This window comes from Neptuniibacter sp. CAU 1671 (genome assembly GCF_029222905.1).
GTDB lineage: Bacteria > Pseudomonadota > Gammaproteobacteria > Pseudomonadales > Balneatricaceae > Neptuniibacter.
In genome coordinates this window covers 204755-231243 of record NZ_JARHUE010000004.1, presented here as the reverse complement: position 1 = coordinate 231243, position 26489 = coordinate 204755, and the positions used below count along the sequence as shown (strand labels likewise).

Annotated in this window: 26 protein-coding genes; 18 read left to right on the top strand and 8 right to left on the bottom strand. The window is 51.6% G+C overall.

The features are described 5' to 3' along the window. The first annotated feature begins 12 nt into the window (after positions 1 to 12). Genes P2G53_RS08820 through P2G53_RS08810 form a run of 3 tightly spaced genes read left to right on the top strand, consistent with a single transcriptional unit; the run spans position 13 to position 2043 of the window. Positions 13 to 426 (top strand): CBS domain-containing protein, encoded by a 414-nt coding sequence (locus P2G53_RS08820; RefSeq protein ID WP_275816305.1) that lies wholly within the window; start codon positions 13 to 15, stop codon positions 424 to 426. A 50-nt stretch (positions 427 to 476) separates the two neighbouring features. After that, positions 477 to 1334 carry a DnaT-like ssDNA-binding domain-containing protein gene (locus P2G53_RS08815; protein WP_275816303.1) on the top strand — a complete coding sequence of 286 codons (858 nt, stop codon included), beginning with the start codon at positions 477 to 479 and terminating at the stop codon, positions 1332 to 1334. Next, positions 1252 to 2043 carry a replication protein P gene (locus P2G53_RS08810; RefSeq protein ID WP_275816301.1) on the top strand — a complete coding sequence of 264 codons (792 nt, stop codon included), beginning with the start codon at positions 1252 to 1254 and terminating at the stop codon, positions 2041 to 2043. The genes P2G53_RS08815 and P2G53_RS08810 overlap by 83 nt, the downstream gene beginning before the upstream one ends. A 16-nt stretch (positions 2044 to 2059) precedes the next feature. On the opposite strand, the gene P2G53_RS08805 is transcribed toward P2G53_RS08810, so the two are convergent. From P2G53_RS08805 to P2G53_RS08780, 6 genes are all read right to left on the bottom strand, one after another. Next, the gene (locus P2G53_RS08805; protein ID WP_275816299.1) at positions 2060 to 3118 is read right to left on the bottom strand and encodes a DUF3549 family protein; all 1059 of its coding nucleotides are present in this window, start codon (positions 3116 to 3118) and stop codon (positions 2060 to 2062) included. Positions 3119 to 3188: 70 nt separating this feature from the next. Next, positions 3189 to 3506 carry a YqcC family protein gene (locus P2G53_RS08800; RefSeq protein ID WP_275816297.1) on the bottom strand — a complete coding sequence of 106 codons (318 nt, stop codon included), beginning with the start codon at positions 3504 to 3506 and terminating at the stop codon, positions 3189 to 3191. A 1-nt stretch (position 3507) separates the two neighbouring features. Then, the gene (locus tag P2G53_RS08795; RefSeq protein ID WP_275816295.1) at positions 3508 to 4863 is read right to left on the bottom strand and encodes a 3-deoxy-7-phosphoheptulonate synthase class II; all 1356 of its coding nucleotides are present in this window, start codon (positions 4861 to 4863) and stop codon (positions 3508 to 3510) included. A gap of 69 nt (positions 4864 to 4932) precedes the next feature. Then, complete coding sequence (locus P2G53_RS08790) at positions 4933 to 5847, bottom strand: LysR family transcriptional regulator (protein WP_275816293.1); 915 nt, start codon at positions 5845 to 5847, stop codon at positions 4933 to 4935. A 132-nt stretch (positions 5848 to 5979) separates the two neighbouring features. Next, a complete protein-coding gene (argF, locus tag P2G53_RS08785; protein WP_275816291.1) occupies positions 5980 to 6891 on the bottom strand; it encodes an ornithine carbamoyltransferase in 912 nt (303 codons plus the stop codon). Between the two features lie 30 nt (positions 6892 to 6921). Beyond that, positions 6922 to 8103: an aspartate aminotransferase family protein gene (locus P2G53_RS08780; protein ID WP_275816289.1), complete on the bottom strand. Its 1182-nt coding sequence runs from the start codon at positions 8101 to 8103 to the stop codon at positions 6922 to 6924. Between the two features lie 323 nt (positions 8104 to 8426). Here P2G53_RS08780 and grxD point away from each other — a divergent pair, with 323 nt between their 5' ends. Continuing rightward, entirely contained in the window at positions 8427 to 8756 is a 330-nt protein-coding gene (grxD, locus tag P2G53_RS08775) for a Grx4 family monothiol glutaredoxin (protein ID WP_275816277.1), read from the top strand. Positions 8757 to 8849: 93 nt separating this feature from the next. Then, positions 8850 to 9452 carry a peroxiredoxin C gene (locus tag P2G53_RS08770; protein ID WP_275816275.1) on the top strand — a complete coding sequence of 201 codons (603 nt, stop codon included), beginning with the start codon at positions 8850 to 8852 and terminating at the stop codon, positions 9450 to 9452. A 44-nt stretch (positions 9453 to 9496) separates the two neighbouring features. Here P2G53_RS08770 and rnt read toward each other — a convergent pair whose 3' ends face one another. Next, the gene (gene rnt / locus P2G53_RS08765; protein WP_275816594.1) at positions 9497 to 10099 is read right to left on the bottom strand and encodes a ribonuclease T; all 603 of its coding nucleotides are present in this window, start codon (positions 10097 to 10099) and stop codon (positions 9497 to 9499) included. 201 nt (positions 10100 to 10300) lie between these two features. On the opposite strand from rnt, the gene P2G53_RS08760 reads away from it, so the two are divergent. From P2G53_RS08760 to P2G53_RS08750, 3 genes are all read left to right on the top strand, one after another. Next, positions 10301 to 11164, top strand: a complete 864-nt coding sequence (locus P2G53_RS08760; protein WP_275816273.1) for an OmpA family protein — start codon at positions 10301 to 10303, stop codon at positions 11162 to 11164. A gap of 149 nt (positions 11165 to 11313) precedes the next feature. After that, positions 11314 to 12540, top strand: coding sequence for an argininosuccinate synthase (locus P2G53_RS08755; RefSeq protein ID WP_275816271.1), 1227 nt, complete (start codon positions 11314 to 11316; stop codon positions 12538 to 12540). Between the two features lie 133 nt (positions 12541 to 12673). Beyond that, the gene (locus P2G53_RS08750) at positions 12674 to 14233 is read left to right on the top strand and encodes a tetratricopeptide repeat protein (RefSeq protein ID WP_275816269.1); all 1560 of its coding nucleotides are present in this window, start codon (positions 12674 to 12676) and stop codon (positions 14231 to 14233) included. Here P2G53_RS08750 and P2G53_RS08745 read toward each other — a convergent pair. Further along, positions 14230 to 14637, bottom strand: a complete 408-nt coding sequence (locus tag P2G53_RS08745; protein WP_275816267.1) for a hypothetical protein — start codon at positions 14635 to 14637, stop codon at positions 14230 to 14232. The genes P2G53_RS08750 and P2G53_RS08745 overlap by 4 nt on opposite strands. A 62-nt stretch (positions 14638 to 14699) precedes the next feature. Here P2G53_RS08745 and P2G53_RS08740 point away from each other — a divergent pair, with 62 nt between their 5' ends. The 10 genes from P2G53_RS08740 to mvaD all read left to right on the top strand — a co-directional run bounded on the left by P2G53_RS08740 (position 14700) and on the right by mvaD (position 26489). After that, entirely contained in the window at positions 14700 to 16820 is a 2121-nt protein-coding gene (locus P2G53_RS08740) for a type I secretion system permease/ATPase (protein ID WP_275816264.1), read from the top strand. 10 nt (positions 16821 to 16830) lie between these two features. Continuing rightward, on the top strand, positions 16831 to 18150 hold the full coding sequence (locus tag P2G53_RS08735; protein ID WP_275816262.1) for an HlyD family type I secretion periplasmic adaptor subunit: 1320 nt from the start codon (positions 16831 to 16833) through the stop codon (positions 18148 to 18150). 84 nt (positions 18151 to 18234) lie between these two features. Then, positions 18235 to 18864: a response regulator transcription factor gene (locus P2G53_RS08730; protein WP_275816260.1), complete on the top strand. Its 630-nt coding sequence runs from the start codon at positions 18235 to 18237 to the stop codon at positions 18862 to 18864. A 56-nt stretch (positions 18865 to 18920) separates the two neighbouring features. Continuing rightward, a complete protein-coding gene (locus tag P2G53_RS08725) occupies positions 18921 to 20252 on the top strand; it encodes a TolC family outer membrane protein (RefSeq protein ID WP_275816258.1) in 1332 nt (443 codons plus the stop codon). A 110-nt stretch (positions 20253 to 20362) separates the two neighbouring features. Then, positions 20363 to 21397 carry a hydroxymethylglutaryl-CoA reductase gene (locus tag P2G53_RS08720; protein WP_275816257.1) on the top strand — a complete coding sequence of 345 codons (1035 nt, stop codon included), beginning with the start codon at positions 20363 to 20365 and terminating at the stop codon, positions 21395 to 21397. After that, positions 21397 to 22425 carry a type 2 isopentenyl-diphosphate Delta-isomerase gene (gene fni / locus P2G53_RS08715; RefSeq protein WP_275816255.1) on the top strand — a complete coding sequence of 343 codons (1029 nt, stop codon included), beginning with the start codon at positions 21397 to 21399 and terminating at the stop codon, positions 22423 to 22425. The genes P2G53_RS08720 and fni overlap by 1 nt, the downstream gene beginning before the upstream one ends. A gap of 16 nt (positions 22426 to 22441) precedes the next feature. After that, the gene (locus P2G53_RS08710) at positions 22442 to 23608 is read left to right on the top strand and encodes a hydroxymethylglutaryl-CoA synthase (RefSeq protein WP_275816253.1); all 1167 of its coding nucleotides are present in this window, start codon (positions 22442 to 22444) and stop codon (positions 23606 to 23608) included. Then, complete coding sequence (locus P2G53_RS08705) at positions 23608 to 24591, top strand: mevalonate kinase (protein WP_275816251.1); 984 nt, start codon at positions 23608 to 23610, stop codon at positions 24589 to 24591. The genes P2G53_RS08710 and P2G53_RS08705 overlap by 1 nt, the downstream gene beginning before the upstream one ends. Beyond that, a complete protein-coding gene (gene mvk, locus P2G53_RS08700; RefSeq protein ID WP_275816249.1) occupies positions 24578 to 25504 on the top strand; it encodes a mevalonate kinase in 927 nt (308 codons plus the stop codon). The genes P2G53_RS08705 and mvk overlap by 14 nt, the downstream gene beginning before the upstream one ends. Then, positions 25488 to 26489: a diphosphomevalonate decarboxylase gene (mvaD, locus tag P2G53_RS08695; protein WP_345799204.1), complete on the top strand. Its 1002-nt coding sequence runs from the start codon at positions 25488 to 25490 to the stop codon at positions 26487 to 26489. The genes mvk and mvaD overlap by 17 nt, the downstream gene beginning before the upstream one ends.

The following is a 26489-nucleotide window of genomic DNA, read 5'->3' as shown; positions in this document are numbered from 1 at the left end:
GGAGGAAAGGGGATGTTGCGATCAGTCAAGGCTCAGGATTATATGACTCGAGATCTGGTGACGTTTAAACCGGATACTGATCTGTTTCAGGCAATTAATATGCTACTGGAATACCGTATCAGTGGTGCCCCGGTGGTGGATGACGAGGGTTGTCTGGTTGGTTTGATCTCTGAGGGCGATTGTCTAAAAGCGATCCTGACTCTGACCTATCACGAAGAAGAGATGGGTGGTGTGGTAGGCACCTATATGACGCCACAGGTCCATACCATTCCGCATGATGCCGACATAATCCGTGTGGCAAATGAATTTATTCAACACAACCGTCGCCGTTTGCCCGTTGTTAAAGAAGGCCGCCTGATTGGTCAGATCAGTCGTCGCGATGTGCTGCGCGCGGTGGAGAAATTCGCCCAGAATAGCAAAACGTAATTAGAGTTCGCAGCGCTGAATACAGCCCTGCGACAGGGATACACACCATAATGAGTTTTCAATTTCCTGAAGCCCCACTGTTGTTATATCCATCGCTGATTGAAGCGTTGGGGGTGGATGGAGCACTGCTGCTGACACTTTACCATCAGCAGGCCAGAGGCCGTCATACCTGGCAGATGGATCAGAGTGAGTGGATCGAACTCGCCCGTTTCTGGGAAGAAGACCGGGTGGCGCAGTTAACCTCGATGTTGGTGGAGCAGGGATATATAGAGGCAGAATTCTGTCCCTCTGGTGGTATTCGTGTTTCGATGTTATCTGCGCAGGAAGCAGCAGTGGATGATGACGTGACTGATGAGGTGGCTGAAGAAGCGCCTGAAGTCGTGAGTCGCTTGCCGGTGTTTGAACGTTGCCCGCCTGCACCTGAACCTGCACCCGAACCCCAGCCAGCGCGGCTGAATCAGGCTGGGCAGGGTCCGGCCCCAACCTTTGGTGGCAGTATTGGCTGGGCGCGCAAGACGCGACAGGGTGATGAGCTGCATGCTCTGTTTCAGCAGCATGAAACCCGCAATCAGCAGCTGCACCCTATGTCGATTGGCTGGCAGCCTTCGAATAATTTTTTCGCCCTGTTACCCCGCCACAACATTACGGAAGTGTTCGCCCGCAGTTGTCTGGATGAATTTGTCCTGTACTGGCTGGATAAGGACCGTAAGGAAACCAACTGGGATCAGAAATTTCTGGGTTGGGTAAAGCGTGAGTGGGTGCACAAACAGACCGAAGCCGGTCGTCAGCAGCGTATACAACAAGAGCGACAGTCAGGGGAGTTCCATGAAAACACCCGCCGAGATACTCGGGAAAACAGAAAACGGGTTACCCAAGCCATCATGGACATCAGAGACACCGACTGGTAATCCTGAGGCGGGTTCCGGTCCGGCGCTGAGTATCGAAATAAAAGCGCTGGTGAACATGATTTTTGCCCGCTTTATGGCGATCTACGGCCATAAATTCAAAAGCTGTTTTGAGACCCAGGATGAGATCCGCATTGCCAAGCGAGAGTGGGCATTAAGTCTGCAGGGCTATCGTGAACCTGAGCTGGTGGCGGCGGTTGATCTGTGTAAACAGCAATATGCCTGGATGCCGACGATTGCCGAGTTTCTGCAGGTCCTGAGAGAGCTGACAGGTGACAGTGGTTTACCTTCAGTGCAACAGGCGTATCAGGAAGCCGGGCGTTATGCAGATGCGCCTTCTCAGCATCATTGGTCACACCCGGCGGTCTACCATGCCGGAAAACTCACCGGCTGGTTTCGTTTGCGGACGGAAACAGACCTGCGTGTCATGCCTGATTTCAGACAGCAGTATGAACGGGTCTGTCAGCGGGTCCGGGCAGGCGAAACCCTTGAGGTCCCGAGCCATCAGGCATTGCCTGATCATCAGGATCAAAGTCTGTTTGCCTTTATCCAGCAGTGGGGAGAGCAGCACCAGCTGGCGCCTGAAGTTGCCAGCAAGTGGCTTTTTTACCTCACTAAGCCCAAGGGTAGTCAGGTGCGCGAACGGTTTCGTAAACAGGCGCAGGAACAGGCCACCGAGCAGGGCATTACCCTGCCGGATGATATTACCTGAAACTGACGGTTGTTACTCAGTGCGTGGTGAACGACTGGCCAAACATCTCACCGATGGCCTGGCTTAGTGTTTCGCTACGCTGCTGACCTCTGAACTGCATCAAAATCAGTGCCCGCAGGGCTGGCAGGAACATCAGATCGGACAGGATACGTGAAAAGCCGGTCTGGCCTGCCTTACCGGCTGCCAGTTTTTCCAGAAATGGCTGTAACAGCTCCGGGTGCTGCAGGCTCTCGGTGCAACGGGTTGCAATAGCCGCTATCACTTCCGGTTCCAGCGCATAATCTGAACCGACAATCTGCTGTAGCAGACTTAGTTTACGGCCCTGGTCCCGGCCATTGGACAGACCTCTGATCAGTGCAGCAATGTGATTACTGTTGGCTTGGCCGCGCTGCAATGTCTGCTCTGCCCGTGTGCAGAGTGCCTCATATAACCCATGCTCCGGCTCGATATTTTCCAGACAAGTACAGAGGGCTTCAAAGGGAACATCTGGCAGAAACGGGATCGCCTTGGTCAGCATCGCGCTGTTGCTCTCCTGTTGGTGTCGAACAACCAGATCGGCAATGCCCTGAAAGCCAAGCGACTGCCAGTCTGAAAACCCGTCTGCGCCACTGAAGTAGTTCTGAGCAGGGCGGTAAAAGGACGACGGTGGCTCTGCTGTGACCAGTGTGGAGTAGGCGTGGAATACCGCCATTTTTTCCTGATCCGGTTTAAAGGAGAAGGGGTTGTCCTTCAGCGCATCCGGTGTGTCAGTATCACCGCCACTGTTGAGCAGGTTGCTGGCATTTTGCAGTAATCGATTGAGCAGGTCATCGCGTACGGCCTGTACCAGAAAGCCCTGTTCATCCAGCGGCAGTTTAAGAAACCAGACCACACCCTGTGCTTTATCTTTGGGATTCCATAACATCAGCGCCAGCCAGGCATGATGCAGATAGGGGAGCGGATAAGGGATCTGCTGATTTTCGATTTTGGCAAACTGTTCAGTGCTGAGTTTGCTGATACGTCGACCCATATCAAAAAAACGCAGCTGAGCACCGCTGTTGCGCAAAAGTTCGGTGAGAGAAGTGATTTCAGACATGTCGGCCCCCCTTGGAAGGGCTGCGATTTTAGCAGGTCTGGCCGCTTAACTGTAGCGGCCGGCTGATCGCTTAATGAGACCGGTTGAGCGTAGTATCCAGCTGCATGATCAGCTGCAACAGGTTGTCGGTATCTTCTGTCAGTTGCTTGAACGCTTCCTCGGCATAGGGCGAGATCTCGCAGTTGCTTGGCAAGCAATGCTCCTGCTGTACCATCCAGTGCAGCCGTGGAATCATGATCCACTGCAGCCACTGGTTGAACTGCAGCGTATCAATCGCAAAAGGTTGTGTGCTCGAGAGCGCCTCATCACTGGGGGGCAATGCTTCCCAAAGTTCCAGTCGTCGTAATTCGACTTCGATATCCAGTAAAAGGGTGGTTACAGCCTGCATCTTACCTCCGTGCAGCTTTCAGTGTGTCAGCAATCAGAAATGCCAGTTCCAGAGCCTGCTCCCCATTCAGTCGTGGATCACAGTGGGTATGGTAGCGGTCTGCCAGATTGTGTTCAGTGATCTGATAGGCACCGCCAATGCATTCGGTAACGTTTTGACCGGTCATCTCAAAATGTACGCCACCGGCATGGGTGCCCTCCGCCTGATGGACGGCAAAAAAGCCCTTCATCTCTTTGAGAATGGCATCAACGCTGCGGGTTTTATAGCCGGTTCCTGTCTTGATGGTGTTGCCATGCATGGGATCACAGCTCCAGATAACATCGTAGCCGCTGGCTTTGACCGCTCTGACCAGTGCGGGCAATTTTTCAGTGACCTGGGTGCTGCCCATGCGACTGATCAGGGTGATTCTGCCAGCTGTGTTGGCAGGATTGAGTTTCTCCAGCAGGCGGCACAGTTCGGACGGATCCGCATTAGGACCGGTTTTAATACCCAGTGGGTTGTGCACGCCACGCAGAAATTCAACATGTGCTTCATCAGGGTGGCGTGTTCGATCGCCAATCCACAGCATATGCGCTGAGCAGTCATACCAGCGTCCACTGAAACTGTCCTGGCGGGTGAGGGCCTGTTCGTAGCTCAGCAGCAGCGCTTCATGTGAGGTATACAGGGTGGTTTCATGCAGTTGCGGAGTATTTTGCGAAGTAATACCGCAGGCTTCCATAAAACCGATGGCCTGATCGATCTGGTCCGCCAGATGCTGATACTTTTCACCCTGGGGACTGGCAGCGACAAAATCCTGATTCCAGGCATGCACCTGATGCAGGTCAGCAAAACCGCCCTGGGCAAACGCACGCAGCAGATTCAGGGTGGCGGCAGCCTGATGATAGGCGTTCAGCAGGCGGGTAGGGTTGGGTTCTCTGGATTCCGCCGTAAAGCCAATATCGTTAATGATGTCGCCCCGATAGCTGGGCAGGCTCAGATCATTCTGCGTTTCGAAGTCGTCGGAGCGGGGCTTGGCATATTGCCCGGCGATTCGGCCCACCTTGACCACCGGGCAGCTGCCGGCAAAGGTCATGACGATGGCCATCTGCATCAAGACTTTAAATGTATCGCGAATTTTATTGGCGCTGAATTCAGCAAAACTTTCGGCGCAGTCACCCCCCTGTAACAGGAAGCCCTGCCCGTGAGACACTTCAGCCAGTTGCCGGGTGAGGTTATCGATCTCGCCGGCAAACACCAGTGGTGGCAGTTTTGCCAGTTGCTGCTCAGCACCCGCCAGTTGGCTCTGTTCAGCATATCGGGGTTGCTGTTTGATGGGAAATGCCCGCCAGCTGTCGGGCAGCCACTGGGATGCAGACATGAAAACTCCTTAGTGATCGTCGGCTGTTTCTCTATCAACAGACTCCGCAGGGTCGCAAACAGTTCAGCCTCAGGCGGATTTCACCCCGGTCAGGGTGCGGAACGAAATATCCTTGGCCGTATTGAGGAAGTCCACCATGAAATCCGCATTTTGTTGGTCTTCTCGGATGGCGGCATAGAGCGTGCACCAGATACCTTTTTCGCCCAGTGGTTTTGAGGCGATGTAATCGCGTTGCAGGTACTCATGCAGAGCCCAGTTGGGCAGCGCAGCAACCCCGCGGCCACTGGCAACCAGTTGCAGCATCATCAGGGTGAGCTCAGCGGTACGCGTGGCAGCAGGTTCCACCCCTGCCGGGTCCAGAAAGTTCCGGAAAATATCCAGTCGTTGCTGATCAACGGGGTAAGTAATCAGCGTCTCTTTGGCAAGGTCTTCGGCATGCACAAACCGGCGCGCCATTAAACGGTGCTGTTTGCTGATTGCCAGACGAGATTCATAGGTGAACAGCGGCACGTAAGTGATGCCATTTTTCGGTTCCGGATCAGAGGTAATGACCAGATCCAGATCGCCGCGGGCCAGCGCGGGCAGAGGTTGAAAACTGAAGCCGCTGGACAGGTCCAACTCCACTTCAGGCCAGTGCTGACGGAAATGGTCGATGGTTGGCATCAGCCAGTCAAAGCAGCTATGGCATTCAATGCAGATATTCAGTCGGCCAGCAGCGCCTCCGGCGAGTCGGGCGATGTCCCGCTCCGCATTGCGGATCATCGGCAGGATTTCGTCGGCCAGCGTCAGCAGCCGTTGACCGGCGCTGGTGAAACAGATTGGTTTGGTTTTGCGAATGAAGAGCGAGCAATCAAGACGATCTTCAAGATCTTTGATCTGATGCGACAGGGCTGATTGCGTAAGGTGGATTCGTTCAGCCGCTTCCACCAGGCTGCCAGCATCGCGCAGGGCGGAGAGCGTTTTCAAGTGACGCAACTCTATCATTCAGTATTCTCCGATCGGATGACCTTACGCAGTATAGTATGGCAGAGGAAAATCAATGTGTTGATACGGCGCCATCAATGACGCCGATCAGTTTTTTAGGCCAGGTCAGCTGCAAACTGGTTGGTCTGAATTTTAGCGGTTTTTTACCAGCAGAAACTCAAGCAGTGCTTTTTGCGCGTGCAGGCGGTTTTCAGCTTCATCGTAAACCACAGAGCGAGGGTCATCCAGCATGTCTTCACTGACTTCTTCACCGCGGTGGGCCGGTAAGCAGTGCATAAACAGTGCATCAGGATCAGCCAGATCCATGAGTTCGGGTGATACCTGAAAGCCATCAAACTGTTCCAGACGTTCTTCCTGTTCATCTTCCTGGCCCATTGAAGCCCATACGTCAGTCACGACCAGGTGGCTGCCTGCAACCGCTTCTTCAGGGGTATCACAGATGGTCACGCGGTCTTTATTCGCTGCGACAAGTTTGTTAGCCGGGTCAAAGCCGGATGGGCAGGCAATACGCAGTTTGAAATCAAACTGGCGGGCGGCGTTGATATAGGAGTGACACATGTTATTGCCATCACCAATCCAGCTTACCGTTTTACCGGCAATATCGCCGCGCTGTTCAAAATAGGTCTGGATGTCAGCCAGCAGCTGACAGGGGTGATATTCATCCGTCAGTGCATTGATAACCGGTACCGAGGAGTTGGCGGCAAACTCTTCAACGATTTGATGGCTGAAGGTACGGATCATCACCACATCAACCATGCTGGAGATGACACGGGCGCTGTCACTGATCGGTTCGCCTCGTCCCAGCTGGGTATCTCGGGGCGATAAAAACATGGCATGACCACCAAACTGGGCCATGCCTGCCTCAAAGGATACACGGGTACGGGTGGATGATTTTTCAAAAATCATCGCCATGACCTGGTTTTTCAAAGGCTCATAGATCTCACCCCGGTTACGCATCGCTTTCAGTTCTGTCGCGCGACGAATAATGGATCTTAACTCCTCTGGGGTCATGTCCAGAAGGGTGAGGAAGTGTCGGGTACTCATTACAGCATTATTCTCTTTTTTATGATGAGGCTACTGAGTCTCAGATTCGTCCGCGGCATATACCTTGATCAAGCGCGAGACGGTTTTTACCAGGAGCTCAGCTTCGCTGTCCGTCATGGTGAGTGGAGGCAGCATCCGGATAACCTTACCGCCCCCGGTCACATTCAGCAATACGCCTTTCACCTTGGCCAGCACGGCCAGCTCGGCACCGGCTTCGCTCAGCTCGATGGCAAGCAGCAGGCCTTTGCCGCGGATATCCTTGATATAGGTAGCGCCTTTCAGCTCCTCACGGAAACCTTCGAGGATTTTAGAACCCAGTGTGGTTGCCCGTTCACACAGCTTGTCATCAACGATGGTGTTCACCACAGCCAGCGCTGCAGCACAGGCCAGCGGGTTGCCGCCGTAGGTAGAGCCGTGGGAACCAGGCACCAGAATGCCGGCCGCTTTACCCTGTGCAAGACAGGCGCCAATGGGCACGCCGTTGCCAAGGCCTTTGGCCGTGGTGACCACATCCGGCAGGATGCCGTTATGCTGATAGGCAAAATACTGACCGCTACGGCCGTTACCGCTTTGTACTTCATCCAGCATCAGCAGCCAGTTGTGTTCATCACAGATTGCGCGCAGCTGATTGAGATAATCATCAGCCGGAATACGGATACCGGATTCACCCTGAATCGGCTCAACCAGAATCGCCACAATGTTCGGGTTATTAGCGGCAATTGCTTTAATGGCGTCAACATCGTCGTAGGGAGCACGCACAAAGCCGCTGACCAGTGGCTCAAAACCTGCCTGTGCTGCACGGTTGCCGGTTGCGCTGAGTGTGGCGAGTGTACGGCCGTGAAAGGCGTTTTCCATAACGATAATGGACGGGTTCTCAATATTCAGCACCTGATGGCCATAGCGGCGAGCCAGTTTGATCGCCGCTTCGTTTGCTTCAGCGCCGGAGTTGCCGAAAAACACATTCTCCATACCTGAAATCTGAGTCAGGCGCTGAGCAAGTTCCTGCTGGCGTGGAATGGTGTACAGATTTGACGTATGCATCAGCTTGCCAGCCTGCTCACAGATAGCGTGAGTGACAGCAGGATGAGCGTGGCCCAGACCACAGACGGCGATGCCGCTCAGTGCGTCCAGGTATTTATTGCCGTCGGTATCGAACAACCAGCTGCCTTCGCCGTGCTCAAAGGCAACAGAAAGCCGGTTATAAGTATTCATAATGGAATCTTGAGGCATTTTCTTTCCCTACAACGCAAAAAGGCAGCCAAGGCTGCCAAACAAAGAAGCAATAATATTCAGCTTGTTATCGGTTGGCAAGCATGAAAAGCGCTATTTTAGGTAATCTTATGAGCTGAATCAGTGGTCAATATGGGTAATTAAACGTTATAAAGATCACATGATTTATCAGAGTAAAATAGTCGGGATTTATGGTATATTGACGCTTTGCGGAATAACGCCCCGCATCTCAGGCGCGTTGTTTGGTTTTTGCATATTTTCCGGCAATCCCAGGCTGGAAACGGTTTAAGAAAACAGGTGTAGCAATGAGTGTAATCGATACTATTAAAGAGCAGATTGAAAACAACGATATTCTGCTTTACATGAAAGGCACCCCACGTTTTCCGCAGTGTGGCTTCTCCTCCCGCGCGTCTGAAGCGCTGATGTCATGCGGTGAACGTTTTGCCTTTGTGAACATTCTGGAGAATCCGGAAATTCGTGCTGAGCTGCCTAACTATGCTAACTGGCCAACCTTTCCCCAGCTCTGGGTCAAGGGTGAACTGATTGGCGGATGTGACATTATCTGTGAAATGGCCGCTTCAGGTGAGCTGCAGACGCTGGTTAAAGAAGCCGCTGCAGATTCTGAAACAGAATAAATAAAAAGTCGTGACAGGCATTGAATTGTCTGTTGCCGGACTTATCTTATTGTTTTTAACGCAACTCAAGCATAGGAATGGAGATTCTTTACCATGGGTGTACTTGTAGGCAAGCAGGCTCCTGATTTTACAGCAGCAGCAGTATTGGGTGATGGCCAGATCGTTGGCGACTTCAACCTGAAAACAGCGATCAAAGGCAAATATGGCCTGGTATTTTTCTACCCACTGGACTTCACCTTTGTATGTCCATCTGAGCTGATCGCTCTGGATAACCGTATGTCCGCTTTCACTGAGCGTGGTGTTGAGGTTGTTGGTGTATCTATCGATTCTCAGTTCACCCACAACGCATGGCGTAACACTCCTGTAAATTCAGGTGGTATCGGCCCGGTTAAATACACGCTGGTAGCTGACGTTAAGCATGAAATCTGTCAGGCATATGATGTTGAAGCGGATGCGGGTGTGGCTTTCCGTGGTGCGTTCCTGATCGACCAGAACGGTGTTGTGCGTTCTCAGATCGTGAATGACCTGCCGCTGGGACGTAATATGGACGAACTGATTCGTCTGGTTGATGCGCTGCAGTTCCACGAAGAGCACGGTGAAGTTTGCCCGGCTGGCTGGAACAAAGGTGACAAGGGTATGACTGCTTCGACTGAAGGTGTTGCGGCTTACCTGGCTGACGAAGCAGGCAATCTGTAAGGTATTATCTGCACACAAAAAAACCCGCCATCAGGCGGGTTTTTTTATTCCTGCCAACCGCCAAGAGCCTTCCAGCGGTTAACAATCTGACAGAACAGTTCGGCTGTTTTCAGTGTGTCATACAGTGCTGAATGCGCCTGTTTGCCATCAAAGTCGATGTTGGCGGCGTCGCAGGCTTTGGCCAGTACGGTTTGTCCAAAAGCCAGTCCCGCCAGGGTGGCCGTATCAAAGGTTGAAAACGGGTGGAACGGGTTGCGTTTGATGTCGGCCCTTGCCGTTGCTGCATTAATGAAGCTTTGATCAAACGCAGCGTTATGACCCACCAATACCGCCCGTTTGCAATCATGGTGTTTGATTGCCCGGCGCACCGGTTTGAAAATCTCTTCAAGCGCTTCCCGTTCAGGCACGGCTTCCCGTTCCGGGTCATAGGGGTCAATGCCCGTGAAATCCAGCGCGGCTTTTTCAAGGTTAGCGCCTTCAAACGGATCGACCTGGGCAGAAAAACTCTGGTCAATGACCAGATCACCCTTTTCATCCATGGTCAGTAAAACGGCTGCAACTTCGAGCAGGGCATCTGTGCGTGGATTAAATCCCGCGGTTTCCACGTCCACGACAACCGGCAGAAACCCTCTGAAACGGTTGGCCATTGGGTGCAGGATATTTGAATGATCTGGCAAAAGGAGCCCTTACTGTTGAGGCGAAGGAGAGGGGATTTTAACTCAGTAGGCCTGTTGCTCCAACCGTGTCATGAATATGGACTAAAAGACAGCGGTTGAACTGATGTATCATTAAAGAACCTCTCCTGTAAGCCGAAACACTCGCTATAAGCCTGAAAGGCGGAAGAGTTCATGTCGAGAAGAAAACAGCAATGGCTATGTGCATTGATGGGCAGCGTATTCAGTTACGCCGCTCAGGCTGTGACTTTTTCTTCTCAGCTGGATAATACCAACTGGCAGCTTGAGGCCTCCAAGTTCAGTTGTCGGCTGACACAGGACATTCCGACCTTTGGGCGCGCAATATTTGAACATGAAGCCGGAGAAACCGTCCGCTTTTTGCTCAAGCCGATTGAAAAAATTCATTTCGCCAAAGGGGCTGAGCTCTATGCAGAAGCGGCGCCCTGGCAGCCGGGTATCTCACCCTGGCGGATTGGCAGCATCAAACAGGGTGATGCCGGTGACCTGGATGTGCGTACAGATTATGCACAGAATATGCTGGCCGCCCTGTCTAAAGGCATGATGCCAACCTTTACCTCTCCGGGCTGGTATGGCACGGATGAAACGTTGCGCGTCGCGGTGTCAGCGGTGAATTTTCACGCTGCTTATTCCGATTATGTAAACTGCACCTCTGGTCTGTTACCGGTTAATTTCCGTCAGGTTGCCCGAACCGCACTCCTGTTTCCGCCAGCCCAGACTTCATTGTCTGATGCCTCGCAGGAGCGCCTGCGTCTGATTGCGCTTTATGTGCAGAACGATAACTCCGTGAAATCTCTCTATATTGACGGGCACTCAGATAATCTGGGGCGCCGGTTGCTAAACCGGGATCTGTCTAAACAGCGGGCAGATGAAGTGACCGCTTTTCTGGTCAAGCTGGGTGTCAGCCCGGAGATGATTACCACACGCTATCATGGCGAACGTTATCCGGTCGTGGAAAACAATAGCGCTGAAAACCGGGCCAGAAACCGTCGAGTTACAATCCGACTGGAACGTGAATAATCTCCGCTATTCCGATTAATCTTTAATCATTCCCTCTGCGATTTTTGTGCGGTCTCTGCTATACTCTCGCCCCTCGATTTTTACTGTGGATTGCATGCTGATCAATCAGCGACTGCACCATGGGTGCCATTTGCAAGTTGGAGCTTGAAATGTCCGATATCAAAAAGGTTGTGTTGGCCTATTCCGGTGGACTGGATACTTCGGTAATCGTTCGCTGGCTGCAAGATGAATACAACGCTGAAGTTGTGACCTTTACTGCTGACCTGGGTCAGGGTGAAGAGGTTGAACCTGCGCGTGCTAAAGCGGAAGCGTTGGGCGTTAAAGAGATCTATATCGAAGATCTGCGCGAAGAGTTCGTCCGTGATTATGTCTTCCCGATGTTTCGTGCTAACACTATCTATGAAGGCGAATACTTGCTGGGTACCTCCATTGCGCGCCCTCTGATTGCCAAGCGACTGGTAGAAATTGCTAACGAAACCGGTGCTGATGCGATCTCTCATGGTGCTACCGGCAAAGGCAACGATCAGGTTCGTTTTGAACTGGGAGCCTATGCTCTGAAACCGGGCGTGCATGTGATTGCGCCATGGCGTGAGTGGAATCTGACGTCGCGTGAAACGCTGATGCAGTATTGCGAAGATCGTAATATCCCTGTTGATTTTTCCTCCAAAAAGAAAAAATCCCCATATTCCATGGACGCTAATCTGCTGCACATCTCTTACGAAGGTGGCATTCTGGAAGATCCCTGGGCGGAAGCTGAGGAAGATATGTGGCGCTGGTCTGTTGCGCCGGAACAGGCGCCAGATCAGCCAACCTATGTTGAGCTGACATACGAAAAGGGTGACATTGTGGCCATCAATGGCGAGAAAATGTCTCCTGCAACTGTGCTGGAATACCTGAATAAAGCGGGTGGTGCCAACGGCGTTGGTCGTCTGGATATCGTCGAAAACCGCTTTGTAGGTATGAAGTCTCGCGGCTGTTACGAAACACCGGGGGGCACTATCATGCTCAAGGCACACCGTGCCATCGAATCGATCACCCTGGATCGTGAAACTGCTCACCTGAAAGATGAGCTGATGCCACGTTATGCCAAAACCATCTATAACGGTTTCTGGTGGTCAGAAGAGCGTAAGATGATGCAGCAGATGATCGATTTCTCTCAGCGTCATGTTAACGGTGAAGTACGCGTAAAACTTTACAAAGGTGGCGTGTCAGTTGTGGGTCGTCGTTCTGCAGACAGTCTGTTTGATGAAAATATAGCCACATTTGAAGACGATGCTGGCTCTTATGATCAGAAAGACGCCGCTGGCTTTATCAAGCTGAATGCTCTGCGCATGCGTATTGCTGCAAACAAAGGCCGTGATCTGCTGAAAGACTGATCTTTCATCTTCAGATGAATAAGAAACCCCGTGACCTCAGGTGCGGGGTTTTTTTATGTTTCAAACAGCCTTGGCTTTGCTAATGAGTTGATTCTTATGCTACTTTTGGGCTGTCTCTGCTAGTGTTCAAATCATGGAAAACCGGAATTCAGGCAAGTCTGTCCTGATCGTAGATCGTAGTCATGAAGACCTTGGAACTCTGCGGAGTCATCTGAGTCGCTTGGGGTTTACCTCAATTATGCCTGCGTCCTCGGTCAATATGGCGCTGAGCCTGATGCGCGAAATTCCGTTTGATCTCGTCTTTGCGGTTTATGAGATGGGCGACGGGCAGAAAAATGGCCTGCAACTCCTGCAGGAAGCCAATCACGAAAAAATCCACAACTCCACCAGCTGTTTTATTCTTTCTGTCGATCAGGAAACTTCAGAAGTGCTGCATGGCTCTCTGGAAAACGCGCCTGATCACTTTATAGCTAAGCCTTACGATTATCCCCGCATCCAGACAGCGATTGAAAAACTGTTACGTATGAAGCAGGTTATCGCGCCCGTGGAGCGCTTGCTCGACAGTGAAAAGTTTGACGAAGTACCCAATGAATGCGACGAGGTGATGAGTAAGTATCCGGGATTGCATCTGCATCTGCAGCGGATAAAGGGCATTGCTCTACTGGGTCTGGGTAAACATACAGCTGCACTGGAGCTGTTCAATAAAATCACGCACAACCGTGAGATGCCCTGGGCCGAGGTGGGTAAAGGCATGGCCTGTTATAACCTGGGTCGTTTCAAGCAGGCGGCGACATTTTTCCATCGATTGATCGATCAGGGTCAGGTATCGGTTGAGTCTTATCTGTGGCTGGCACGATGTTATCGGGATAGCTGTGAACTTGACCGTGCGGTAGTTTTGCTACGTAAAGCGGTGTTGATACAGCCATGTATGCCCCCACTGCAGGCTGAACTGGCTGATCTGGCCTTTCAGGCAGGTCAGTATGATTTGTCGGTCAGTGCCTATCAGAATGCAATTGTGCATGCCCGCCATTCCACCTATCAAACTCCGGATCATTATTTTGGCTGCGCCCGTGCATTGTCACTCTGTGAGGGCAATGAAAAGCTGGAGCGGGAGATGGTCGAAATTCTTGAGCGGGTGGTGATGGAGTATGAAACGCCTGAAGTTAAATTTATCGGCAAAGTAATGGCGTCGGGTTTTTATCGGGAAAAAGGCAACGCGCAACGTCAGGCGCAGACCCTGGATGATGCCTGGAAGCAGTTCAAGCTTTTGCCTAAAGCGACTCAGTGCGAACGCATGGAACTGATAGCAGATGCGGTACAGGACACCATTTATGCCGATGAGTTTCAGGAGCGCCGCCGGGAAATTAATAAATGGATGCTGGAATTATCCTGGGGGAAACAGAACCTTCAGGGCATGGCTGCCTTCAAGAAGGGTGAGGTTGAGCAGGCGTATAAGTATTTCGCAACGGCCTATAAAACCATGCCTTCTCATCTGAGTATTGCGCTGAATTGTGTGCAGGCATTGCATGAGCGAGTCAAGCTTGAGCCAGCTAAAGCGTTGCCTTTGTTGCTTAAAAGTGCAGAAATTCTGCGGGGGATCAGCTTTGCTGCACTGACCCGAACCCAGCAGGCGCGTTATTCGCGGTTTTCTGAGCGTTGTGCGAAGTTATTGTCTCAGCTCAGTAAGGATTAAAAACTATCATCCTCTTCAATCAGGAAAGATGCGCCCGGTAGCTCTTCACTGAGAGAACCGTCCGGATTTTTCAGATTACGGACCAGTTTGCGGCTCAGCAGTTTTTTCTGTGCGGGTTCAGGAAGATCGGTGAACATAATCAGGTTTTTGCCAACCAAAACCTCGATCAGATCTTCAAGAATACGGGCAATGCCCAGATCCGAATTTTCAAGAAAATCGCCATTAGTAATGGCATCGTTACCGATTGCCAGAAACCGAAGTACCTCTTCATCCTGAAGGGCAACCGGTTCTGAGTCAGGCAGTTTGGCTTCAGACAAACTGATGATATGTCCTTCAGAGTTACGTATGGCGTATAACATATTGGTTTGATAGAGTAATTCGGTTAGATGAAAGGAACGTAGCAATCAGTATCCTGTCAGGGTCGCATCAGGTCAAGCGCGACAGAGATTAATCTTAAGGTATTCAAATGGAAGTTAACCACGATCCTTTGCTCGGTTGTCTGGTTCACCTTACGGAGCAGAATCATCGTCCTTTATCTGCAGAAGTACTCTGTGATGGTCTGCCACTGGAACAGGGCAGACTGACGCCAAAGCTGTTTATCCGGGCGGCGAAAAGAGCAGGATTCTCTGCAGCGTTACGTAAACGCTCTTTACCTCAGATATCTAAACTGGTATTGCCCGCGGTATTGCTGCTCGAAAATGACAACGCCTGTGTGTTAATCAGCGTTGATGATGAGTTGAATCAGGCGGTGTTATTCCAGCCGGAAAGTGGTGGTAGTCACACCTGTACCCTGGATGAGTTAGCGGCCAGTTATACCGGCTTTGCCATTTTTGTCCGGCTTGAATATCAGTTCCAGAAGCAGATGACGCGCCTGCTGGAAGGGCATAAAGGCCACTGGTTCTGGGGCAGTATTAAATATTCGTCTGCAATCTACCGCGATGTTCTTCTCGCTTCATTTCTGATCAACCTGTTTGTGTTGGCTAACCCGCTCTTCGTAATGAATGTATATGACAGGGTTGTGCCCAACGATGCTATTGAAACCCTCTGGGTCTTGGCGGCAGGGGTGTTTATCGTTTATCTGTTTGATTTTGCGCTCAAGATGCTGCGGGCTTATTTTATTGAGATCGCCGCCAAAAAGGGCGATGTCATGATGTCTTCTCTGGTGTTCGAGAAGGTGATGTCACTGCGCTATGACGCGATGCCCGCTTCGGTTGGCTCGTTTGCCAGTAATCTCAGAGAGTTCGACAGTCTGAGAAACTTTCTCTACTCCACTTCGAATACCATCATTATTGATCTGCCATTCGCCTTTCTGTTTCTTCTGGTTATTGGTTTTATCGGTGGGCCGCTGGTGATCGTGCCGGCTGTGGCGATTCCGCTGATCATTATTTATGCCTTTATGGCCAAGGGGCGGCTGAAAGAAGCGGTTGAAAAAACCTTTGCGTCGACTGCGCAGAAAAACTCCACGCTGGTGGAGAGTCTGACCGCCATGGAAACTGTTAAAACCCAGCGGGCTGCATCATCCATGCAACTGAAATGGGAGCAGGCGTCAGGATATATTGCACGCTGGGGGCTGCGTTCGCGGGTGTTGTCAGCATCGGTAGTGAATTTTGCCGGTTTTATGCAGCAGCTTTGTTCTGTCGGCATTGTGGTTGCCGGTGTGTACCTTATCAGTGAGCGTGAACTGACTATGGGTGCGCTGATTGCCTGTGTGATTCTGTCCGGTCGGGCGCTGGCGCCGATGTCCCAGGTGGCCAACCTGGTGATCAGTCTGCATCAGGCTTCCACTGCACTTAAATCGCTGAACAGCATCATGGCGTTGCCGGTGGAGCGTGAAGAGGGGCAGGAATTTGTTAATCGTGAACGCCTGCAGGGCAAAATAGAATTCAAAGATGTCAGTTTTGCCTACCCTGAAGCCGAGCAGAGGGCGCTCGAACATGTCTCGTTCAGGGTCCAGCCGGGTGAACGGGTGGCGCTGATTGGCCGCATTGGTTCCGGCAAAACCACCATTGAAAAATTATTATTGGGTCTTTATCAGGCAAGTGATGGCTCAATCAGGCTGGATGGTGTGGATGTGAAACAGATCGATCCGGTCGACCTGCGACGCAATGTCGGCTATGTGCCTCAGGATGTGATGCTGTTTGCCGGTACCTTGCGGGAAAATATTGTCAAAGGTTCGCCCCATGTGGCTGATGCCGTGCTGCTTAAGGCCGCTCAATTATCCGGTGTGAGTGACTTTGCAGATAGTCATCCTCAGGGTTATGACATGCAGGTGGGTGAGCGCGGTGCCCGTCTTTCAGGTGGTCAGCGGCAGGCGGTAGCTATTGCCCGAGCGCTGATACACGAACCCAATATTCTGGTGCTTGATGAGCCAACAGCCTCGATGGATAACACCTCTGAGGAACAGGTAAAAAAATCCCTGCTCAGTTTGCCGGCTGAAACCACTATGCTGGTTGTCACGCATAAGATGTCCCTGCTGCCGCTGGTAGATCGAATCATTGTGATGGATCAGGGCCGGGTAGTGGCAGATGGACCTAAAGAGTCGGTGCTGGAAGCTCTTAAATCCGGTCGCCTGCAGATCAAACGCTAGGAGCACAGAGATGAACTATAACAGCGATGATCTGAAGTATATGTCCAGCGTCAGCGAGGCAATGCTGGAGCAGTCTCCGCGGGGTGCGCAATGGCTGATCTGGATATGTGCCGCTTTTATTCTTCTCGCTATTGTCTGGGCCAGTCTGGCTCAGCTGGATGAGATCACCCGGGGTGATGGCGACATTATTCCATCCAGTCAGTTGCAAAAAGTCGAAACCCTGGAAGGTGGGGCTGTCTCCGAAATTCTGGTTCGCGAGGGTGATGTTGTTCAGAAAGGCCAAGTGCTTCTGCGTATTGATGACGTGCGTTTTGCCAGCAGTTTTAAAGAGAACCAGGTACGCAAATATGAGCTGATTGCGAAATCAATCCGTCTGCGTGCTGAGTCCTACGGTGGGGAATTTGGAATTCCAAATGGCTACCCGGATGAATACAAGGATATGCTGGAACAGGAACAACAGTTGTTTCTGAGTCGTGCTCAGGAGCAGCGCGCTGCAGTGGCAGGGCTGGAGCAGAAAATTACCCAGCGCGACCAGGAGCTCAAGGGTACACGTGCCCAGGAAGCGCAACTGGCGCGGAGCACGCAGTTATTGCAACAAGAGATGAATATTACCCGCCCGCTGGTGGATGAGGGTGTTGTCTCAGAAGTGGAATATCTGCGTTTGCGTCGACAGTTGAATGATCTGCAGGGTGAGCTAAGCCGTGTTCGTCTGGATATCCCACGTATACAATCCACGTTGCAGGAAACGCAGCAGAAACGGGATGAGATTGAACTGCAGTTCCGCAATGAGGCACGGCGCGAACTGAATGAGGTAAATGCAGAAATCTCCCGTATCAATGAAGTGCTCACTGGCATGACTGACCGGATCAATCGTGCTGAGGTGCGAGCACCGGTGACGGGTACGGTCAAGCAGCTTTTTGTTAATACGATTGACGGTGTTGTCCAGCCCGGTGATGAGTTGCTGAATATTATTCCTTGGGAAGATAAATTGCTGGTAGAAGCCCGTATCAAACCTAAGGATATTGCCAACATCCAACCGGGCCAGCCTGCGCGGATCAAAGTAAGCGCCTACGACTTTTCTATATATGGCGGTGTCGACGCTAAGGTGGTATTTGTGAGTCCAAGTACCATTCTCGATGAAAAAGACGAAAGTTATTACCTGGTTCGACTGGAAACTCAGAATCCATACATTGGGAATGATAAGGCTCGATTACCGTTAATCGCTGGTATGACCGTGAGTGTGGATATACTGACCGGCAAGAAATCGGTGATGGATTATTTGCTGAAACCGATTCTGAAAGCTAAAGATAAGGCGCTTACTGAACGATAACAGTTCTATCTGCTTAAAATTGCGATAAAAAACGGCTTAAATTAAGCCGTTTTTTGCGCTTCAAATTAAGGATGAATTGCCCGCATGCAGGTTCTTTTACTGAGTCACCGCGCCAGCGTAACGGCCCGATGGCATGAAGCCTTATCCGCGCTTAACCCTGTAGCAACCAGTGTGTCGATGCTGCAGACTCAGAACCGCAGCGAGCCCGCGGTTCTGTTTGCACACATCAGTTCAATTTCTGCAAACGAGTGTGAATTGCTGGTAAAGCTGGCGCAGCAGAATTCAACGCTGAGTCTGGTTGCCTGTGATGATGTGCCCAGCACAGAGCAGGGCATCGCCCTGTTACAGAGTGGTTTTAAAGGCTACACCAATACCTTTATGGCACCGATGATTCAGCAAGAGATCATCAAGTCAGTTTCAAATGACGAAATCTGGGCCAGTCCTGAGGTGTTGCAAAAACTGATTCAGAAACTGTTACACCGCCAGCCTGTTTTAAATAACCATGCAACGAGTGACGACGACAGATTAAGTAGTTTGAGTCAGCGTGAGCATGAAGTGGTGGCAGAGCTGGGCAAAGGTTTGAGTAATAAAGAAATTGCGAGAAAACTTGCTATTACAGAAAGAACGGTCAAAGCTCATTTGAGTTCTATTTTTCAGAAAACGGGTATGCCGGACCGTGTTTCACTGGTGTTACTACTAAGTGGAAAATTGTAATAAAATTGAGCTAAACTGGGTCAGTGACCTTGATCAACTTATACAAGGGAAGGGATATGAGAAAAAAAATAGTGTTGGCTGCCATCCTGGCAACGATGTCAGCAGCGACAACTGCGGCGACACTTGAGGATGTGGTCGTTCAGGGATTGAATACAAATCCTGAAGTCCAACGTGCGCTGAATGCGCGTAATGCGGTCTATCAGGAAGTTGTTCAGGCACGTGCAGGTTATCTGCCGACCTTTGATTTTGCAGGTGGTTTTGGTTGGGAAAAAACCAATAACACCACCACGCGTGCAGATGGCCATGACAATGTGGAGCTGCACCGTAAAGAGCTCAGTCTTAGTCTGCGGCAGATGATTTTTGATGGCTTTGCTACCAAACAGGAAGTAGAGCGTCAAACCGCCCGTGCGGATTCTGCCGATCAGCGTGTGATCGAAACCGCTGAAAAATATGCACTTGATGCGGCCCGCGCATACCTCGAAGTGATGCGCCGTCAGGAGCTGTTACAGCAGGCTAAAGAAACCCTGTATAGCCATGTCCGTATTTATGATCAGATCAAGCGTCGTTCCGAGTCCGGTCTGGGTGCACTGGCTTCTATACAGCAGGCTGAAGGTCGTCTGGCGCTGGCTGAAGTGAACGTACTGGCGGCTGAAAACAACCTGATTGATGCGCAGGCCAGTTATCAGCGTATTACTGGTATGATGCCGGAAGGCGAGTTTTCCATGCCTAAGCTGGAAGTTTCCTATCCTGAATCCCGTGAAGATGCTGTAAAACAGGCGCTGGATAATCATCCGACTCTGGGTGTTGCTGCGGCTGACACCATGGCGGCTATGGCCCAGTATGAAGCGGCGCGTGCCCGCTGGTCACCACGTGTTCACTTGGAAGTTGATCGTACCTGGAACAACGATATCGATGGTGTAGATGGTATCAATGAAGATTTTGTGGCCATGCTTCGACTGCGCTACAACATCTATAACGGTGGTGCTGACCGTGCCCGTGTACGTCAGACGCAGCATCAGATTGAAGAAGCCAAGTCCATTGCCATGGATACACACCGTCAGGTTGTGCAGAGTGTTGAACTGTCCTGGAATGCGAAAGATATTCTGGAGCGTCAGATCCCTTATCTGCAACAACATGTGGTTGCCAGTGAGCAGACACGCAACTCATACCAGAAGCAGTTCAATATCGGTCAGCGTTCTCTGCTGGATTTGCTGGACACTGAAAATGAGGTGTTCTCAGCAAAAAATGATCTGACTAACGCCCTCTATGATCATATGATCTCGGAATACCGTCTGCTGAATGGTATGGGTCAGTTACTGGATACTTTGCAGCTTGTACTGCCTGAGCCAAATCTGGGCAACGTGAAGTCTGAGCAGGAACCTGGCTAACGGGTTGCTTTTATAGGCGTGGGTTCTATAAAATTCACGCCAACCTGTTGTTATGAAAAAGGGTTGCCTCTGGCAGCCCTTTTTTCTTTATTCCTGCTGGCGCACCGCCGATGAAAACACACAAAATTACTCAGGCCCCAGTACCCATGCGCAGTGTGGGGCCGATTAATATCTGTGGCCCTGTGCTGCAGGAAAAGCTCAATGTGCCGCTGGCCACCTATGAGACTCCTCTGTGGCATTCAGTCGGCCGGGGTGCCCGCGTGTCTTGCCTGACCGATGGCATAAAAACCACTGTGGTCGATGAACGGATGACCCGTTCTATCTTGCTGGAAGCAGATGATGCCCCTGCTGCAGTGTCCGCGCTGCACCAGATAATGTCCCGCCAGGATGATATGAATCAGGTGGTCTCCCAGAGCAGCCGCTTTGCCCGGCTGATTGATCTGCATAGCCAGGTAGTAGCTAATCTGATCTATCTGCGGCTTGAATTCACCACCGGTGATGCGTCCGGTCATAATATGGTGACAAATGCCGCCGACAAGCTGATTCCATGGATTTTGACGGAATACCCTCAGCTTAAATATTGCTCCATATCGGGTAATTACTGTTCGGATAAAAAGGCCACTGCTGTTAATGGCATTCTGGGGCGTGGCAAATATGTCATCAGTGAAATCACTATTCCCAGAGCACTGTGCGAGCGCCGGCTGAAAACCACCCCGGAAAAAGTGGTGGACCTGAATATCAAAAAGAACCTGATCGGCACCATGATTGCCGGCGGTTTGCGCAGTGCCAATGCCCATTATGCCAATATGCTGCTAGCGTTTTATCTTGCCACCGGGCAGGATGCGGCCAACATAATCGAAGGTTCTCAGGGTGTCGTACATGCTGAAGTGCGGAACGGTGACCTGTATTTCTCCTGTACCTTGCCTAATCTGATTGTAGGTACCGTAGGTAACGGCAAGGGACTCGACTTTGTGGAAGAAAACCTCACCGCATTGGGTTGTAAAGCAAGCCGTGAACCCGGCGAGAATGCCCGTCGGCTGGCAGCCATCTGCGCTGCGACCGTTCTCTGTGGGGAGCTGTCTCTGCTGTCTGCCCAGACCAATCCCGGTGAGCTGATGGAAGCTCACCTGAAACTGGAGCGCTGATGTCCGATCCAACCAATAATCGAAAAATCGAACATATCCGTATTATTGGTGACGATCAGGCCACTGATCGTCAGGCTGCCTATTTTGACCGGATTCGCCTGCAGCATCGTGGGTTACCGGAACTTGCTTTGGATAGCGTGGACCCCTCCTGCCAGTTTATGGGACGAGAATTATCATTCCCACTGCTGATATCCTCCATGACCGGCGGTGATCATGAGCTGGTGAATCGTATTAACCGTAACCTTGCTGAGGCGGCGCAGCGTTGCAAAGTCGCGTTGGCGGTTGGTTCGCAGCGGGTGATGTTTACTCACCCCGCAGCACGCAGCAGTTTTGACTTGCGTGGATTAGCACCGGATATCCCGCTACTGGGGAATCTGGGCGCTGTACAGCTGAATTACGGTCTGGGGATTGAAGAGGCTCAGGCGGCAGTAGATTGTTTACAGGCTGATGGCCTGTATCTGCACCTTAACCCGTTGCAGGAAGCGATTCAGCCGGAGGGTGATACAGATTTTTCCGGTCTGGCTGCCAAAATTGCGACTATTTCAGGTGCGTTGAGCGTACCGGTATTACTGAAAGAGGTAGGTTGTGGCCTCTCGGCGTCAGACATTGAATTAGGCCTGCAGGCCGGGGTTAAATATTTTGATGTGGCGGGTGCCGGCGGTACTTCATGGAGCCGGATTGAGCATCACCGAGGCGCAGAGGCAGATGACCTGGGTCTTAAATTCCAGGATTGGGGTCTGCCAACCCCGGTTGCACTGATGCAGGCAAACCCATTTCTGGACCGTGCCACCATAGTTGCAAGTGGTGGTCTCAGAGATGGGATCGACATGGTTAAATCTGTTATACTCGGCGCCTCTTTAAGTGGCATGGCCGCACCTTTCCTGCAACCGGCAATGAAATCGGCCGATGCGGTGGTGCTGGAAATAGAAAAACTGCGTAAACAGTTCATAACCGCCATGTTTCTGTTGGGTGTTCCGGATATCAAAACGCTGTTCAATAACCGGACGCTTGTGTTAGATGAGTGCTGAGGATTGAGATCCAAGAATGTCTGTCGGTATTGACGAAATCAGTTTCTATACACCCAATTATTACTTGGATTTAAGAACGCTGGCTGAAGTACAGCACACTGAATCCGAGAAGTATTATCAGGGTATCGGACAGGAAAAAATGTCCATGCCTGCACCGGATGAAGATATTGTCACCATGGCGGCAAATGCAGCTCAGCCATTGGTTGAGCGCGTCGGTGCAAGTGCCATCTCTACTGTGTTATTTGCAACCGAAACCGGTATCGACCAGTCCAAAGCGGCGGGTGTCTATGTGCACCGTTTGCTGGGTTTGAGTTCCAATTGCCGTGTCGTTGAGCTCAAGCAGGCCTGTTACAGTGCGACTGCGGCAATCCAGATGGCCTGTGCCCTGGTGACCCGTCAGCCGAACAAGCAGGTGCTGGTGATTGCGTCCGATGTTGCCCGGTATGATCTGGATACTGCGGGTGAAGCGACTCAGGGTGCGGGTGCTGTAGCAATGCTGATTAGCGCCAATCCCCGCCTGATTGAAATTGCACCTGAGGTGGGTAATCACACGGAAGATGTGATGGATTTCTGGCGTCCCAACTATCGCAATACAGCGCTGGTGGATGGCAAATATTCCACCAAAGTGTATTTGAAATCCCTCAAGAAAGCCTGGGAAAACTTTGTAGAAGCCAGCTCTCTGGCGTTTACCGATTTTTCATATTTCTGTTACCACCTGCCGTTCAGTCGAATGGCTGAAAAGGCCCACAAACATCTGGCGAAACTGAATCATAGTGGGTTGAACCCTGAACAGTTGGAGCAGCAGATCGAAGATACACTGCATTACAACCGTATCATCGGTAACAGCTACACCGCATCCATGTATATCGGTTTAAGTTCACTGCTGGAAAACTGTAAACAGAATCTGGCCGGTAAAAAAATTGGTTTCTTCAGTTACGGCTCCGGCTGTGTCGCTGAGTTTTTTGCCGGCACAGTGGTGGCCGGTTACGAACGCTGCCTGCATACACTGGCTCATCGCACCATGCTGGAAACCCGTCAGCAGGTCAGCTACGACGAGTACCTCAGCCTCTATCGTTATCCGGATCCACGGGATGGCGAACACTATGATATTCCTCAGGGAACCACCGGACGTTTCCGCCTGGCCGCCATCAGCGGGCATAAACGGGAATACGTTATCTGCTGATGAAAGCGCAGGCGCCGGGCAAGCTGATTCTGAGTGGAGAACACTCAGTGGTTTACGGAGCGCCTGCGTTAGCAATTGCCGTCAGGGAAAAGGTTGAGGTCACTCTGGAACCTTTGTCTGAGGGTGCCTCTATCACGCTCAGCAGTGACAGTTTCGATGAAACTGAATGTGCTTTGTCAGATCTGCCGGTGTTGCAAACGCAGCTGGATAAAGCCTATGAGGCTTTTCTGGCGGGTGAGCGTAGTATAAATGGGCTGCTCGCCTGTCCAACAGACCTGCTGTTTTACGTACTCTCATTATTCCCTGCACAACCTGGTCGTTATCACATCCACAGTACCATCCCGGCTGGTTCAGGTTTAGGTTCTTCAGCGGCGGTGATTGCCGCTTTGCTGCAGACCACTGCCGCTGCCGAGCAGTCTGCCACAGAGTTCATGCAACTGGTCAGGTTCTGTGAACGTTTACAGCACGGAAGAGGCAGTTTGCTGGATGCGGCGGCCTGCACTCTAGGGGGTGTTGTGCGGGTCCAGAATGACCAGGTCAGCAAAGTAGAACTGGCAATGGACGGTGGCTGGTACCGGATTAATACAGGCCGCCCAGATTGTTCGACCGGAGAAGTTGTCGAATATGTCCGACAGTGCCATGGTAAAAGCAGTATCTGGACAGAATTTTCTGATCTGACCGGCCAGTTGGAACAGCATTGGTCTGATGTTTCACAGCGCTCTGAATTATTGCGTATTAACCACCGCCTATTACAAAAAATTGGTGTAGTGCCTGCTGAAGTCAGTGCACTGGTAGCAAAAATTGAGGCCAGAGGCGGTGCTGCCAAAATCAGTGGTGCCGGGGCGCACCGGGGTGAACATGCGGGTCAGCTGCTGGTGTATTGGCCAGAAGAAGAAACTGAGAATAGTCTGGCTGCGCTATCAGGTTTGCAGCCGGTTAGGTTAGTGCTTTCACGACTTGGAGCCTGCCATGAAGGCAATTAGTGTTTCTGTGCCCGGCAGTATCATGCTGATGGGTGAACATGCGGTGCTGTTTGGAGAACCGGCGATCGCCTGTGCAATTGACAAATATATCCACATACAGCTGACCCCCCGTAACGATGATGGTGTGAACATTGAGTCCGCTCTGGCATCTCACCAGACCCGCCTGCGGCAGATAAAATCACACCCTGCACTGACCTTTGTGATGGCAGCCATCAGTCAATTGGAACGCACCTTACCTGCTGGATTTGAGCTGACGATTGAATCGGAGTTTGCGCATACGGTTGGACTGGGCTCTTCTGCGGCCGTAACTGCTGGCGTCGTGGCTGCGTTGCATGCCTATGCGCAACTGCCTATGGACACGGAAGCGCTGTTTGACCGTGCCTTGTCGGTGGTGCATGAAGTGCAGCAGGGGCGGGGTTCAGGCTCCGATCTGGTGGCCAGTATTCAGGGCGGACTGGTGGCGTATCGGATGCACCCCAAAACCATTACAGCGTTATCGGGCCAGCCTGTGCTGGGACTGTATTATGCTGGCTATAAAACCCCGACACCTGAGGTGTTGAAACAGGTTGAGACCAAAACAGCGGCGTTCCCGGAACTCTATTCTGAACTCTACCGCCTGATGGGTCTGGTCACTGAACAGGCGATTGCGGCGATAGAGTCTTCTGATTGGACGGCTGTGGGGCTTCTGATGAATACCTATCAGGGTTTGCTAGATGCTTTGGGTGTTAACGATGCGGTATTAAGTGAGATGGTTTACCAGCTGCGTCAGGAGCAGTCTGTACTGGGTGCGAAAATTTCCGGCTCGGGTTTGGGCGACTGTGTTGTGTCACTGGGTGGCGCGCCCAAACTGCAATGGAATGAACAAATTCCTGTGGCTATTTCCGAGCGGGGGGTGAGTGTTGAGTATCACTAAAGGACAAGTTATCCAGACCGCTTTGCCACAACCACCAAAACCAGGTCTAAGCGCGGAGGCGTTTGCGCCGAGTAATATCGCGCTCTGTAAATACTGGGGCAAACGAAATGCAGAACTGAATCTACCGGTTAACGCGTCGTTATCGATCTCTTTAGGTGATCTGGGCAGCCGGACCCAGATTCAGCCTGCGGACGAGGATCAGGTCTGGTTAAACGGGGAACGTCTGGCGCCAGAGAGTAGTTTCAGTCGCAAGGTTATCAGCTTTATTGATCTGTTCCGGCGGGGTCTTCAGCAGCCGGTTCGGGTAGACACCCAGAACACTATTCCGACCTCAGCCGGGCTGGCGTCTTCGGCCAGTGGGTTTGCGGCCTTGATGCTGGTGCTGAATAACTTTTATCAGCTCAATCTTTCGACACAACAATTATCAGCTTTTGCCCGTATGGGCAGTGGCAGTGCCAGTCGTTCTCTCTTTAATGGGTTTGTCGAGTGGCATAAAGGGCATCGTGATGATGGCATGGACAGTTTTGCTGAGCCGTTGTCACAGACCTGGCCCGGATTCTGTATTGGCCTGTTAAAACTCTGTACGACTGAGAAAAAAGTGGACTCTCGTGCCGGGATGCAGCGAACACTGGAATCAGCACCGCTTTATCAGGCCTGGCCGACGCAGGCGGCACAGGATCTGCAAACTCTCAAACAAGCGATCTGCCGACGTGATTTTACCCGGTTGGGTGAAACAGCCGAGCAGAACGCCCTTTCCATGCATGCCACCATGATCGCTTCCTGGCCACCGCTGCTCTATTGGCAGCCGGAATCTGTGGCGGCGATGCAACGGGTCTGGGCGCTCAGGGCACAGGGCACTGAAATATACCTGACCATGGATGCCGGGCCTAACCTCAAGCTGTTATTTCAGGAAGCCGACCGAGGCGCTGTCATGTCCGTATTTCCCGAGCTGCAGGCCGTTGATATTGTCGCCCCTTTTGATTGA